The sequence below is a fragment of the Nocardia sp. NPDC049935 genome, assembly GCF_055586645.1.
The window spans coordinates 84,935-97,575 of record NZ_JBVJHV010000009.1 but is presented as its reverse complement, the minus strand read 5'-3'; the positions used below and the strand labels follow the sequence as shown (position 1 = coordinate 97,575).

The window sequence follows — 12,641 nt, the reverse complement described above, 5'->3', positions numbered from 1 at the left end:
CTATGCGAGGTAAGTCACTCGACTCGCCACATGTCCGCACAACCGCTACAGTGAGGCGAGTCGCTCGACTCACCATCAACCAAGGGGAAATCATGAACCGCTTCGCCGATCGCACCGTGCTCGTCACCGGAGGCACCGGAGGGCAGGGAGCGTGCCATATTCGCGCCTACCACGCCGAGGGCGCCAACGTCGTGCTCGCCGATATCGCCGAGGACCGCGGCCGTGCCCTCGCGGCCGAACTCGGGGACCGCGCCCTGTTCGTACCGCTCGATGTCACCGACGAGCAGGCCTGGAAATCTGCGATCGCGGCGACCGAGAGACATTTCGGACCCCTGTCCGTCCTGGTCAACAACGCCGGGGTGCAGAACCCGGCGGCGCCCATCGAGGGGACCGATCTCCAAGTCTGGCAGCGAATCCTCGACATCAACCTGACCGGAGCCTTCCTGGGAACCAAGGCGGCCGCCCCATCTCTGCGCCGCGCGGGCGGCGGGGTGATCGTCAACATCGCCTCCACCTCCGGCATCGGCGGGACCGCTCTCTACGCCCCGTACGTAGCCGGCAAGTGGGGCGTACGCGGCCTGACCAAGACCGCCGCCCTCGAACTCGGTCGCGACGGCATCCGCGTGAACACCATCCATCCCGGGGTCATCGCCACCCCGTTCATCACCGAACCCGCGGCCGGCAGCGACTCCCCCATCTCCGACTTCTTCTCACCCGAACCCTTCGCGATCCCGCGTATGGGCGAGCCCGCCGACGTCACCCGCCTGTTGCTGTTCCTCACCTCCGACGACGCGGCATTCGTCACCGGATCCGAGTACGTGGTCGACGGCGGCCTCCTGCTCGGCCCGGCCCTTCGGCACGATGCCGCCTGACCCTCTCCGAGACAGGATCACCCAAGCCGATCTCGGCGGTACCCCCCGGGCGGCTCGGAGGAAACCTAGTAGCCCTTCGTGGGGCGGTTGGTGGCCGCTCGGCGCTCGGCCTCCTTGGCCTGGGCCCGTTCGTCCTCGGCGCGTACGGCGGCATAGCTTTCCCGTTCGCGGATCAGCCACTCCGGCGGATCCGCGAGCAAGGCGGCGATCTCGTCGGCGGTGAGCGAGTCGGACGCTCCGGCCCGGGTGAGGCCGCTGTTGGAGACGCCCAGCCGGCGGGCCACGATGTCACGCGGGAACGGCCCGGTGCGGCGCAGTTCGCTGAGCCACTCGGGCGGATTCGTCCGGAGCTCATCGAGTTCGGCCCGGGAGATCGGGTGGTTCCGGAACTCTTCGGGAGCCGCCGGAAGATAGATGCCGAGCTTGTTCGCCGCGGTCAGCGGCTTCATCATCTGCGGTTTCCTGTCCGGGCTCACCGGGACAGCGTATCGGGCCGCAGGGCCGGGCCGGACTCCGCGGTGCCATAGGCTTGCCGGTATGAGCCGGTTCTCCGCCATCGATGTGCAGCGCCTGCGCTGGTTCGCCGCGGTCGCGGAGGAACTGCACTTCGCACGCGCCGCGAAGTCGTTGCATATCTCCCGCCAGAAGCTCAGCCATACGATCATCGATCTGGAAGCCGAACTCGGCACGAAGCTGTTCGTGCCCGGAGCACAGCCGACCCGGCTGACCGAAGCGGGCGAGGAGTTGCTGCGGGAGGCGCCCGACCTCATCGCGCGCGCCGCGCACGAGGCGGGCACCCCGGCGGTCGCCGCCGCGGCCACGCTGCGGGTCGGGTTCGTACCCGGTGTCACCGTCACCAAATGGGAGCGGATCTGGGCGCGGCGGTTCCCCGAGAACCCGCTGGAGCTGGTCGCCCTCGCTCAGGCCGATCAGGAGCCGGCGCTGCGTGAGGGCCGGGTCGATATGTGCTTCGTCCGGTTGCCGATCGACCGCGAGGGTATGCACGCGATCCCGCTCTACCGAGAACTACCCGTCGTGGTGGTGCCCAAAGACCACGAGATCGCCCTGCTCGACGAGGTCACCCTGGCCGATCTCGCGGACGAACGGCTACAGGACACCGCCGATCCGGCCACCGCGAGAGCCGCCCTCGAACTCGTCGCCGCCGGGGTCGGCGTCGCGATCGTGCCCCATTCGATCGCCCGCCTGCACCACCGGCGCGACCTGGTCTACCGCACGGTGACCGATACCGAGGACACCGAGATCGTCCTGGCCTGGCTGCCGGATCGGACCACCGAACTGGTCGAGGAGTTCATCGGCGTGGTGCGCGGCCGCTCGGAACGCAGCTCCCGCTCCCCCGCGGGAAAGCGCGCCGAACCGGAACAGCGGAAGCCGAGCCCGTCCGGGAAACGGCCGAACACCACGAGGAAACCGGCACCGGCCCGGAAGAAACCGGCTCGGGGCCGCAAACGCTGACCCGCGCACCGCCGCGGGTACGGCGGGACCATCCATAGACGAATTAAGCAATTTCGCTTAATGTGTCGGTGTCCGGACGAGACCCGGCGCCGTCGCCAACCGCTCGACAGGTCGAGCACCCGTTTCGCCGACCTGCCACCGGGGTTCGTAGCGCCGGGCACGCGGAGTAAGGAGAGCGATGCCATGACGCGCGACGCGGAGTTCCGCCGGATCGACACCGGCCGGGAGCCGACTCGGTACGCCCGAGGATGGCACTGTCTGGGCCTGGCCGGCGCGTTTCGCGACGGCCGGCCCCATGCCGTCGAGGCCTTCGGAACCAAACTGGTCGTCTGGCAGGACAGCGGCGGCGCGCTGCGCGTGCTCGACGCCTACTGCCGCCATATGGGCGCGGACCTGTCCCAGGGCACCGTCAAGGGCGATACCGTCGCGTGCCCGTTCCACGATTGGCGGTGGGGCGGCGACGGACGCTGCGCGGCGGTGCCCTATGCCAGGCGGGTACCGAAACTGGCCCGGACCCGCACCTGGATCACGGCCGAGGAGAATCTTCAGCTCTTCGTCTGGAACGACCCCGAGGGCAACCCGCCACCGCCGGAACTCGCGATCCCGCGGATCGAGGGTATCGGCACCGATCTGTGGAGCGAGTGGACGTGGGACTCGGTGTCCATCACCGGGTCCCACTGCCGGGAGATCATCGACAACAACGTCGATATGGCGCATTTCTTCTATATCCACGGCGCGTACCCGGTGTACTTCAAGAACGTCTTCGAGGGTCATGTGGCCACCCAGCTCATGCACTCCAGGCCCCGCCCGGATATCCAGAAGGTCGAGGACGCGCTACTGCGATCCGAGGCTTCGTACTACGGTCCCGCCTACATGATCAATTACCTGCACAACGACTTCGCCGGGTCTACGGTCGAGGTCGTCCTGATCAACAGCCATTACCCGGTCACCCACGATTCGTTCGTCCTGCAGTGGGGAGTGAGTGTGCAGCGGATCCCCGGCATGAACGCGGACAGCGCCCGCAGACTCGCCGCCGCCTTCTCCAAGAGTTTCGCCGAGGGTTTCCTGCAGGATGTCGAGATCTGGAAGCACAAGACCCGCATCGACAACCCCCTGCTCACCGCCGAGGACGGTCCCGTCTACCAGCAGCGACGCTGGTACGAACAGTTCTACGTCGATGCCGCCGAGGTCACGAGCGAGATGACGGCGCGCTTCGAATGCGAGGTCGATACCCGGCACGCGCAGGACGAATGGCAGAAAGAAGTCGCCGCCAACCTGGAGAGGGCCGCCGCCCGATGAGATTCACCTACGCCGAGACCATGACCGACCCCGCGTACTACGTACCGCTGGCACAGGCCGCCGAAGCCGCGGGCTACACCTCGATGGCGCTCGCCGACAGTGTCGCCTACCCCCGCGACTCCGAGGCCACCTACCCCTACACCCCGGACGGCAACCGGGAGTTCCTGGAGGACAAACCGTTCATCGAAACCTTCGTCCTCGCCGCCGCGCTGGCCGCGGCCACCACCACGCTGCGGTTCACCCCGTTCGTGCTGAAACTGCCGATCCGGCCGCCGGTCCTGGTGGCGAAACAGGCGGCCTCGGTGGCCGCGCTGAGCGGTAACCGGCTCGGGCTGGGCGTCGGAATCAGTCCGTGGCCGGATGATTTCGAGATGTTCGACGTCCCGTTCGACAGGAGGGGGAAGCGGATGGACGAATGCCTCGATATCGTGCGGGGCCTCACCGCGGGCGGATACTTCGAATTCCACGGCGAATTCTATGAACTCGCGCCCATCAAGATCTCTCCGGTGCCCACGGAACCGATCCCGCTGCTCATCGGCGGGCACAGCCGGCCCGCGCTACGACGCGCGGCCGAGCGCGGGGACGGCTGGATGCACGCGGGCGGCGACCCCGGGGAACTGGACCGTCTGCTCGACGAACTGAACGGTTTGCGCGCGGAGTACGGAACACGCGCGGATTTCCAGGTGCACGTCATCTCGCCGGACGGGTTCACCGTCGACGGCGTGAAACGGCTCGAGGACAAAGGAGTCACCGACGTCATCGTCGGATTCCGGAATCCCTACACCCGGGAACACGATACGGAAAGCCTGGACACCAAGATCGCGAACCTGTCCCGTTTCGCCGAGCGCGTTGTCGCCCGCACCGGTGACGGCGCGACCGACGGCCGGCGCGCCGGTGAAGGGAAGGACGCGCGATGAGCGGTCTGGCAGACAAGGTGGCCCTGATCACCGGTGCCTCGTCGGGGCTCGGCGCGAGCACCGCACGGTTGTTCGCGCAGCGCGGCGCCACGGTATTCGGTGTCGCACGTGATGAGAAACGGTTGTCCGAGGTGTTCGCGGATGTGCCGCGAGGGCGGTTCACGACAGCGGATCTGTCCACGCCGGCCGCCTGCGCCGCGGCCGTACAGGAATGCGCCGGCGAGTTCGGCCGCATCGATATCCTGGTGAACGTCGCCGGAGCCCATACGATGCGGCATACCGCATCGATGACAGCGGACGACTGGCGCCGCGATCTGGCGGTGAACCTCGACGCGCCGTTCTTCCTGTGCCACGCGGCGCTGCCGTATCTGCTCGAATCGGCCGGGAATATCGTCAATGTCGCGTCGATCGCCGGCCTGGAGGGGCAGGCCTATTCGGCCGGCTACTGCGCGGCCAAGCACGGCCTGATCGGCCTGACCCGCGCTCTCGCTCTCGAATTCACCGCTTCGCGACTGCGGGTGAACGCCGTCTGCCCCGGCGGAATGCTCACACCACAGGTCACCGAATTCTCCCTGCCCGAAGGCGCCGACCCGAATCTCGTCATCCGCATCGCGGCGCCGAGAGGAATGAGCGAGCCCGCGGACGTCGCCTCCGTGATCGCGTTCCTCGCCGGCGAGGAAGCCGGCGCGATGCACGGTGCGGTGATCGCCGCCGACAACGGGAAAACAGCGGGTTGAGCCGGAGTCCGGGCCGCGCCCCGGCCGGGGAGCGTGATCGTGCCGGGATTCCGCGCTCCTGGGCACCGGGAAGGACACGATGAACACCGGATACGGCCCGATCACGCAGATCGCCTGGGTCACCGAGGATATCGCCGCGACCGAGGAATTGTTGAGCGGGCAATTCGGCGCGGGATCGTGGACGCGGCTCCCGGATATCCCGTTCGGCCCCGACACCTGCCGCTACCGCGGCCAACCGGCCGACTTCAGCGCGCATATCTCCCTGACGTACCTCTCGGATACGCAGCTGGAACTCATCCAGCCGGTGCGCGGGCCCAGTATCTACACCGAGTTCCTCGACCGCGGTGGGCCCGGCCTGCACCATCTGTGCTTCGAACCCGACGATTTCGACTCCGCGGTCGCCGGAGCACTCGCGGCGGGATTACCGATCGTCCAGGAGGGCGATATGGGCGGGCAGATGCGTTTCGCCTATATCGACGGCGCCGCCGCGGGCGCCCCCTTCGTGGAGATCGCCGAAATCGGTCCGGGTATGCGGGTGTTCTATGAACACATCAAGGCGAACTGTTGAGCGCCCCGCCCCTCGTCTTCTCGCGATCCGTTATCGGCGCCCTCAGCATGGCACCCAGCATCACCACGATCTCCTCGGGGAAATCCGCGGAGATCGTGCCCTCGCAGGTCTCCCGTTCCCATTCGGCCAGCAGGGCGAACATCGCGGTGGCCACGGCGCCGATCCGGCGCCGCCGCGCGCCGCGGTCCGATGTCGGTACCGCACGCGCCAATTCGTTCAACACCTGCGGCCACGCCGCCCCCTGGGTTCCGTCGATCTCCCGGGGCAGATACAGCATGGCCGCCTGCAGGAATCGCGCATAGTAGTCACTGTCGACCGAGGTCAACGGCAGGACCAGAATCCGCAGCAGCGCGTCGACGTCCGTGCGATCCGCACCGCCGAGGGCGGTCAGCATCTCGGTGCGCCGGCGTTCCATCGGCTCCAGCCGACGCCGGACCACCGCGTCGACCAACTCCTGACGGTTGCGGAAATGGTAGTTCACCGCGGAATTGTTGCGTTGCCCGGCGGCCACCGCGATCTCCCGGAGCGGAACCTGCACCCCCCGCTCGGCGATCAACCGCTCGGCGGCGTCGAGAATATCGGCTTTTGCCTGCTCACCACGGCTCACAGCGTCAGAGCATAGTAGCCCGTTGCGATCACGGTGAACGGAAGCGGTGCCGGTTGCACCCCCGCCTGATTGACTGCGCCGAGGTGTGATCTGTCAAGGCGCGCAAGCGCCTCCAGCGAGGGAACGACGATGAAGAAGACTGTGGTGCGGGGGCTGACAGCGGTGGCCGGTGCGGCGCTCATGCTCGGCGCTGTCGCGTGTGGCGGTTCGGCGGAGATCCCGGGGCCGCCCGGCGATATCTCCGATCCGAAGAATCCGGTCTACTTCAAGTACGCCGACAACCCGAGCTTCGATCTGGTCTACCTCGCCGACAAGCTCGGATATTTCGACGAGGCGGGTATCAAGCCGAAGTATGTGGGCGCCGTGGACGCCAATCAGCTCATTCCCCTCACCGATACCGGTGATCTCGACTTCGCCACCCGGATGGCCTCGCTCACCATCTCGGCGATCGACGGCGGCGCCGACCTGAAGATCATCGCGGCATCCAATCAGACCCTGCCGGACGCACCGCATATGAACTACTTCGTACGCAAGGACTCCGGGATCACCGCGACCTCGCTGGACCGGCTCGAGGGCAAAACGATCGCGATGAACGGATTCGGTGCCTGCGCCGAGTACGTCACCAAACAGTACCTGGCCGGCAAGGGCGTCGACGTGGACGCGATCAACTGGGTACCGACCCCCGACTCCCAGTCGGAACAGGCGGTGGAAACCGGCGCCGCGGATCTCTCCATCATCCATGCCCCGTTCTCGGGCCATGCCCTCAACAATCCCGATCTCGTCAGCCTCTTCAGCGACTTCGACCTCGACGGCGGCGCGAGCGGTAGCCAGCCCTACACCGGCAACGGCGAGTTCATCCGCCGATTCCCCGCCCAGACCGAAGAACTGGTGGGAATCCTCGGCAAGACCCAGAGCTGGGTGAACCGCAATCCGGACCAGGCCCGGCAGTACATCGCCGACCGGATCGGGCAGGACGTGCGCGATATCACCCGCTACGCCTACGTCAACAACGCGATCATCGACCGCGAGCAGATCCAGTACTGGATCGACACCCTCGAGAAATTCGGTCAGCTCCCCGAGGATTCGCTGACCGCCGACGACGTCGCCACGAACCGGTACAACCCCTATGCCGAGACCGACGCGTTGCTGGACAGTCAGGCGCAGAACCAGGTCGACCTCACCGTGGGCGAGAAATGACGGTAACCGAGACCGGAACCAGCGACACCCGCCCCGATCGGCGGCACCCCGACAAGATCGTGGCCCGCGGAGTGGGCAAGATCTTCCCGGCTCGCAAGACCGGCCGGGTCCGGACCGGCGAAGTCACCGTCCTGCGCGATTTCGAGCTGGCCGTCCCGGAGGGAGAGTTCCTCGCCCTCCTCGGGCCGAGCGGATGCGGGAAATCGACCTTTCTCAACATTCTCGCGGGGCTGGAGACGCTCTCGCAGGGCGAGGTCCTCGTCGGCGGTGAACAGCTCACCGGGGTGAACCGGGATATCGGCGTCGTGTTCCAGGGCTACGCGCTCTATCCCTGGCGTTCGGTGCTGCGCAATGTCGAGGCCGGCCTGGAGATCCGGGGCGTATCGAAGGCCGAGCGGCGGAGTATCGCCACGGCACTGCTGGAGAAGGTCGGGCTGGGTGAGTTCCTGCACAGCTACCCGCACCAGCTCTCCGGCGGTATGCGGCAGCGGGTCGCGATCGTGCGCGCCCTGGCCTACGACCCGAGTGTGCTGGTGATGGACGAACCGTTCGCCGCGCTCGACGCCAACACCCGCGAACTGCTGCAGCTGGAACTGTTGCGTATCTGGGGCCTGAGCCACGATGCGGGCGCCCGGCGCAAAACGGTCCTGTTCGTCACCCATTCGATCGACGAGGCGGTATTCCTCGCCGACCGGGTGGCGATCATGACCGCGCGACCGGGCCGGGTGAAGGCGCTCGTCGATATCGACCTGCCCCGTCCCCGCACCGAGGAGATCCGCAACTCGCCGGAATTCGTCGGTATCCGCCGGACCGTGGCCGAGATCCTGCGCGACGAGGTGCGCGATGTCGCCTGATACCCGCGCGAACGTCCCGGCCGGGCCTACCGATGTGAAATCCCGGCACGGCGGAGCCGCCTCCCCCATTCCCCGCGAGCGGGCCCGGTTTCGCTGGAATCCGGGACTCGTGCTCAATTCCGCCCTCGGGTGGGCGGGGTTCATCCTGATCTGGTACATCCTGATCTGGGCCGGCGTCGTCCGGGAGCATTATCTGCCGCCGCCGCACGAGGTGGTGCGGGCCCTGGTGGAGGGACTGCTGCCCGACGGCGCCATCCAGAAGCACGTCTGGCCCAGTGTTCGCCGTTCCCTGACCGGTTTCGGCCTCGGTATCGTCATCGGGGTGCCGCTCGGTGTGGCGATCGGCTGGTTCAAACCGTTCGAGCGCGTGATCGATTCGGTGCTGCAATTCTTCCGGCAGCTGTCGGCACTGGCCCTGTTTCCGGTATTCCTGCTGTTCTTCGGCCTGGGCGAGCCCTCGAAGTATGCGATCGTGACCTGGGCGGTGGTCTGGCCCATCCTGCTGACCACCATCTCCGCGGTCAAGGATGTGGAGAAGCTGCAGATCGACGCGGCGAAGAGTATGGGCGCCGACCGATGGTTCATCTTCACGAAAGTCGTACTGCCGGCGTCTATCCCCCGCATCTTCCCCGGGATCCGGCTGGGCGGCGCCTACGCGATCACGGTGCTGGTCGCGGCGGAGATGGTGGGCGCCCCCGCCGGACTCGGCATCTTCACTCTCACCATGCAGCAGACGTTCCGGATCCCGCAGATGTACGCGGGCATCGTACTGCTCGGAATCCTGGGACTCATCATGAACTATCTGCTGGTGCTGGTGGAACGGCGCCTCACGGGCTGGCAGGAGGGCATCACCAATGGCTGACATCCGCACCCGTGCGCTGCGGTCGGCCGGGGCCGTGGCGCTGCTGACCCTCGCGCTGCTGGTACCGGCACAGCACGCCTCCGCTCATGTCCGGGCGGACTCCGGCAGCACGCCCACCCGGGGCGGCTGGGGCACGGCCACGTTCCAGGTCCCGACCGAATCCCGGAATGCCGCCACCACCCGGCTGGAGTTCACGTTCACCGGCGCGACGGAATTCACCTCACTGCGCACGCTGCCCGTACCGGGCTGGACGGCCCAGATCGAACGTGGGGACGGCGGCACGGTGCAGCGGGTCGTCTGGAAGGCCGATGGTCCGGCGGACGCGCTGGCACCGGACGAATTCGGCGTGTTCACGGTTTCCGCCGGACCGTGGCCGGAGGCGGAATCGGTAGCCGTCCCCGTGGCCCAGCACTATTCCGACGGTGCGATCGTCGAGTGGAACGAACGTGCCCTGGACCCGCACGCCGATCTCGCCCACCCCGCCCCCGTGATCCGGCTCGCCGCGGCCGGCGGCACCGACGAACACGGCGTCCCGGGAACCGAGCACGCGGCGCACGCCGGCAGTACCGGCGGCTCGGGAGTGGCGACAGGAATATCGGTGCTGTCTCTGCTGGTCGCCGTCGCGGCGCTGGGGTACGCCGGGGTGGTGCACCGGCGCCTGCGTTCGCGCTGACCCGGCCGCAACGGTGACGATTCCGATCCGCCCCGGCCCGGTAACCGGTATCGGCCGACGGCGTGTCCCGGCGATCCCGGTCCCGGCCGGAACGGCCGGCGTTCTCCTCACGGGTCTCCTGGTGGCCGCGGTCCTGCAACTGCTGGGCGCGGCACCGGCCGCCGCCCACGCCAACCTGGTGGCCACGGTACCGGCGCAGGCGGCGGTACTCGGCGCCGCGCCGGATGCCGTCGCCTTCACACTCGACCAACCGGTGCGCTTCGTGGCGGGGAGTGTCCGGCTGATCGACGCGGCGAATCACCGGATACCTCTCGGCGATCCGGAGGTGACCGCGGACAGCACCGGTATCCGGGTTCCGGTGCGGGGCGCCCTGCCGGACGGGACCTATCTGGCGAGCGTCCGCGCGGTGTCGGCCGACACCCATGTGGTGGCGTATTCCATCCGGTTCGTGGTCGGCGCGGCCGACCCCGGCGGTCTCACCGTCGGCACGGCCGAATACGGGCAGGCGGGCGGCGGTTGGACGACGGTGATCCGGGTGGCGCGGCTACTCGGCCACCTGGGCGCCGCGCTGTCGTTCGGCCTGCTCATCGCGGTGGCGTACGCCGGTCGCGCGAGTATCGACGACGGTCGCGGGGTCGCCCGGCGGTTCACCGTGACGACCGCGCTCGGGGCCGCGCTCATCGTCATGGGCGCCGCACTGAATCTGGCGGCTCAGGGCCCGTATTCGCAAGGTTCCGGCGACTGGACCGCGTTGCCGCGCCTCGACGGGATCGGCGACACCCTGTCCACTCCCCTGGGCCCGCGCCTGCTGCTGCGGCTGGTGGCTGCTGTGCTCCTGGGTGTCTGGGTGCTGTGGCGTTCCGTACCGTGGCGGCCCGCGGCCGTGCCGGTCCTCGCCGGCGGTGTCATCGCCTACACCTTCGCCGCCGGTGGGCATGCCGCGGCGGGGTCCGATGCGGCCGTCGCGATCGTCTCCACCACCGCGCACGTCCTGGCGATGGCGATCTGGGTGGGTGGAATCGCCGCCCTGCTGCTGGGCGGCCCCCGGCCGGTCCTGCGCGAACGCTGGGCCGCGGTGGCCACCGGCTGTCTCGGGGTCGTGCTCGTCACGGGCGTATACCAGGCGGTACGCCGGGTATACCCGCTGGAATCGCTGTGGCGCACCGAGTACGGGCTCGTTCTCCTCGCCAAGGTCGCCGGTGTCGCCGTCCTCGTGGCGGCGGCATTCCGGGCCGGCCGGTGGTTACGCGGCCGGTCCGACGGGCGGTGGGCCGTGCGTATCGAATTACCGGCCGGCGTGGTGGTGCTGGCGCTGACCACCGTCCTGGCCTCGTCGGTACCGGCCCGCGACGACTACGGCCCCGCACTGGCGGTGACCGCGCGGCTCGACCGGGGCGGACTGGAGGTTCGCCTGGACACCACCCGCAGAGGGCCGGTGACCATCGGTCTGGAGCCCGATGACGCTGCCCGCGAACACCTCACCGGACTCAGCGCCACACTGTCGTCCGAGGCCGCCGGGATCGCCCGCCTCCCGGTCTCCCTCTCGGAACACGCGGGGGTCTGGACCAGCGCGAACGTGATCATCCCGGTCCCGGCCGAATGGACCCTGTCGATCGTCGTCGACCACGGGACGAGTCCCGTCGTGACGGCAGTGAGGTACGTGGTGTGGTGAGGCGAGCGTTCCTGTTCCTGGCCGTCCTCGCGCTGCTGGGCGCACCGGCCTGCGCCCCCGAGGCCCGGGTGGATACCTCCCGGCCCGTGGGCGACGGTGCACTCACCGTCCTCGTGGGGGACGGTCCGCACCGCCGGATCCTGGAGTACGCGGCCCGGCGGATCGGCGGACCGGCCGTCCATATCGAGAACGCGGCGGCCGACGCGAACCGGCGGGTGGCGGACGGCTCGGCCGATGCCGCCTATTTCCAGCATATTCCGGCGTTCGAAGGCCGGACGGCGCAGGACGGGATCACCGGACTCGCCGTTCTGGCGCATGTGCACGTGGTGCCCTACGGGCTGTACTCGCGAACCCACCCGTCGCTGGACCGGATTCCGCATTTCGGTTCCGTTCTCGTCCCCGCGGGGCAGGCACCACTGGCGCGCAGCCTCTATCTGCTCCAGCAGGGCGGGCTGCTCACCCTGAACAAGGAATTCGGCGGTACCTCGCTCGAAGACCTCACGGTCACGGAAGCGAACGTGGTCGAGGCGCAACGGCATCTCACCGTCACCCAGGCCGACCCGGCACAGTTCCCGGAAGTGATCGGCGCGGTGGATGCCGTCATCATGAACCCCGACACCGCGCGGGAGAACGGATTCGTCCCGGCCACGGCGCTGCTGCGCGAACCCGGGCCCCGGAACCCCTACACCAACGTGCTGGTCGCCATGACCGGCGACGCCGACGATCCGCGATTGGTGGCGCTCGCCCGGCAGCTCGAGAGTCCGGAGGTCGCCCGCTATATCGATGCCGAATTCGGTGGCTCGGTCATCGCGGCCGGCCCACCCCGGAGCGATCCCGCCGTGCCCCCTTCCCCCGGCGAACCGACGTCGCCCGGGTCCCGCTGATCCCGCCCATGTGGCCGACCCCCGCG

At 68.4% G+C, this 12,641-nt stretch carries 14 protein-coding genes; 12 read left to right on the top strand and 2 right to left on the bottom strand.

Annotated elements, in window-relative coordinates; genetic code table 11:
• The first annotated feature begins 92 nt into the window (after positions 1 to 92).
• On the top strand, positions 93 to 872 hold the full coding sequence (locus ACZ6SF_RS29025) for an SDR family NAD(P)-dependent oxidoreductase (RefSeq protein ID WP_466066331.1): 780 nt from the start codon (positions 93 to 95) through the stop codon (positions 870 to 872).
• A gap of 65 nt (positions 873 to 937) precedes the next feature.
• Here ACZ6SF_RS29025 and ACZ6SF_RS29020 read toward each other — a convergent pair whose 3' ends face one another.
• Complete coding sequence (locus tag ACZ6SF_RS29020) at positions 938 to 1,348, bottom strand: DUF5997 family protein (protein ID WP_466066330.1); 411 nt, start codon at positions 1,346 to 1,348, stop codon at positions 938 to 940.
• Positions 1,349 to 1,409: 61 nt separating this feature from the next.
• Between ACZ6SF_RS29020 and ACZ6SF_RS29015 the strand changes: the two genes are divergently transcribed.
• From ACZ6SF_RS29015 to ACZ6SF_RS28995, 5 genes are all read left to right on the top strand, one after another.
• Positions 1,410 to 2,345: a LysR family transcriptional regulator gene (locus ACZ6SF_RS29015; RefSeq protein ID WP_466066328.1), complete on the top strand. Its 936-nt coding sequence runs from the start codon at positions 1,410 to 1,412 to the stop codon at positions 2,343 to 2,345.
• Between the two features lie 183 nt (positions 2,346 to 2,528).
• Positions 2,529 to 3,644: a Rieske 2Fe-2S domain-containing protein gene (locus tag ACZ6SF_RS29010; protein WP_466066327.1), complete on the top strand. Its 1,116-nt coding sequence runs from the start codon at positions 2,529 to 2,531 to the stop codon at positions 3,642 to 3,644.
• The gene (locus ACZ6SF_RS29005) at positions 3,641 to 4,561 is read left to right on the top strand and encodes a TIGR03619 family F420-dependent LLM class oxidoreductase (RefSeq protein WP_466066326.1); all 921 of its coding nucleotides are present in this window, start codon (positions 3,641 to 3,643) and stop codon (positions 4,559 to 4,561) included. Before ACZ6SF_RS29010 ends, ACZ6SF_RS29005 begins: the two co-directional genes overlap by 4 nt.
• The gene (locus ACZ6SF_RS29000; protein ID WP_466066325.1) at positions 4,558 to 5,298 is read left to right on the top strand and encodes an SDR family NAD(P)-dependent oxidoreductase; all 741 of its coding nucleotides are present in this window, start codon (positions 4,558 to 4,560) and stop codon (positions 5,296 to 5,298) included. Before ACZ6SF_RS29005 ends, ACZ6SF_RS29000 begins: the two co-directional genes overlap by 4 nt.
• A 79-nt stretch (positions 5,299 to 5,377) precedes the next feature.
• Complete coding sequence (locus ACZ6SF_RS28995) at positions 5,378 to 5,866, top strand: VOC family protein (protein WP_466066324.1); 489 nt, start codon at positions 5,378 to 5,380, stop codon at positions 5,864 to 5,866.
• Here the strand turns inward: ACZ6SF_RS28995 and ACZ6SF_RS28990 are convergent.
• On the bottom strand, positions 5,850 to 6,473 hold the full coding sequence (locus ACZ6SF_RS28990) for a TetR/AcrR family transcriptional regulator (protein ID WP_466066322.1): 624 nt from the start codon (positions 6,471 to 6,473) through the stop codon (positions 5,850 to 5,852). The genes ACZ6SF_RS28995 and ACZ6SF_RS28990 overlap by 17 nt on opposite strands.
• Before the next feature lie 129 nt (positions 6,474 to 6,602).
• On the opposite strand from ACZ6SF_RS28990, the gene ACZ6SF_RS28985 reads away from it, so the two are divergent.
• The 6 genes from ACZ6SF_RS28985 to ACZ6SF_RS28960 all read left to right on the top strand — a co-directional run bounded on the left by ACZ6SF_RS28985 (position 6,603) and on the right by ACZ6SF_RS28960 (position 12,615).
• Positions 6,603 to 7,670 carry an ABC transporter substrate-binding protein gene (locus ACZ6SF_RS28985; RefSeq protein WP_466066321.1) on the top strand — a complete coding sequence of 356 codons (1,068 nt, stop codon included), beginning with the start codon at positions 6,603 to 6,605 and terminating at the stop codon, positions 7,668 to 7,670.
• On the top strand, positions 7,667 to 8,524 hold the full coding sequence (locus tag ACZ6SF_RS28980) for an ABC transporter ATP-binding protein (protein WP_466066319.1): 858 nt from the start codon (positions 7,667 to 7,669) through the stop codon (positions 8,522 to 8,524). The genes ACZ6SF_RS28985 and ACZ6SF_RS28980 overlap by 4 nt, the downstream gene beginning before the upstream one ends.
• A complete protein-coding gene (locus ACZ6SF_RS28975; protein WP_466066317.1) occupies positions 8,514 to 9,386 on the top strand; it encodes an ABC transporter permease in 873 nt (290 codons plus the stop codon). Before ACZ6SF_RS28980 ends, ACZ6SF_RS28975 begins: the two co-directional genes overlap by 11 nt.
• Positions 9,379 to 10,059, top strand: coding sequence for a YcnI family copper-binding membrane protein (locus ACZ6SF_RS28970; protein WP_466066316.1), 681 nt, complete (start codon positions 9,379 to 9,381; stop codon positions 10,057 to 10,059). Before ACZ6SF_RS28975 ends, ACZ6SF_RS28970 begins: the two co-directional genes overlap by 8 nt.
• 121 nt (positions 10,060 to 10,180) lie before the next feature.
• Entirely contained in the window at positions 10,181 to 11,731 is a 1,551-nt protein-coding gene (locus tag ACZ6SF_RS28965; protein WP_466066314.1) for a copper resistance CopC/CopD family protein, read from the top strand.
• Positions 11,725 to 12,615 (top strand): MetQ/NlpA family ABC transporter substrate-binding protein, encoded by an 891-nt coding sequence (locus tag ACZ6SF_RS28960; protein ID WP_466066312.1) that lies wholly within the window; start codon positions 11,725 to 11,727, stop codon positions 12,613 to 12,615. The genes ACZ6SF_RS28965 and ACZ6SF_RS28960 overlap by 7 nt, the downstream gene beginning before the upstream one ends.
• The last annotated feature ends 26 nt before the right edge of the window (positions 12,616 to 12,641 follow it).

Excerpts from the sequence above, each read along its gene's own strand:
- ACZ6SF_RS28985 (WP_466066321.1), top strand. The coding sequence starts at position 6,603 with ATGAAGAAGACTGTGGTGCGGGGGCTGACAGCGGTGGCCGGTGCGGCG.
- ACZ6SF_RS28975 (WP_466066317.1), top strand. The coding sequence starts at position 8,514 with ATGTCGCCTGATACCCGCGCGAACGTCCCGGCCGGGCCTACCGATGTG.
- ACZ6SF_RS29005 (WP_466066326.1), top strand. The coding sequence starts at position 3,641 with ATGAGATTCACCTACGCCGAGACCATGACCGACCCCGCGTACTACGTA.
- ACZ6SF_RS29025 (WP_466066331.1), top strand. The coding sequence starts at position 93 with ATGAACCGCTTCGCCGATCGCACCGTGCTCGTCACCGGAGGCACCGGA.
- ACZ6SF_RS28995 (WP_466066324.1), top strand. The coding sequence starts at position 5,378 with ATGAACACCGGATACGGCCCGATCACGCAGATCGCCTGGGTCACCGAG.
- ACZ6SF_RS29015 (WP_466066328.1), top strand. The coding sequence starts at position 1,410 with ATGAGCCGGTTCTCCGCCATCGATGTGCAGCGCCTGCGCTGGTTCGCC.
- ACZ6SF_RS29010 (WP_466066327.1), top strand. The coding sequence starts at position 2,529 with ATGACGCGCGACGCGGAGTTCCGCCGGATCGACACCGGCCGGGAGCCG.
- ACZ6SF_RS29000 (WP_466066325.1), top strand. The coding sequence starts at position 4,558 with ATGAGCGGTCTGGCAGACAAGGTGGCCCTGATCACCGGTGCCTCGTCG.
- ACZ6SF_RS28970 (WP_466066316.1), top strand. The coding sequence starts at position 9,379 with ATGGCTGACATCCGCACCCGTGCGCTGCGGTCGGCCGGGGCCGTGGCG.
- ACZ6SF_RS28980 (WP_466066319.1), top strand. The coding sequence starts at position 7,667 with ATGACGGTAACCGAGACCGGAACCAGCGACACCCGCCCCGATCGGCGG.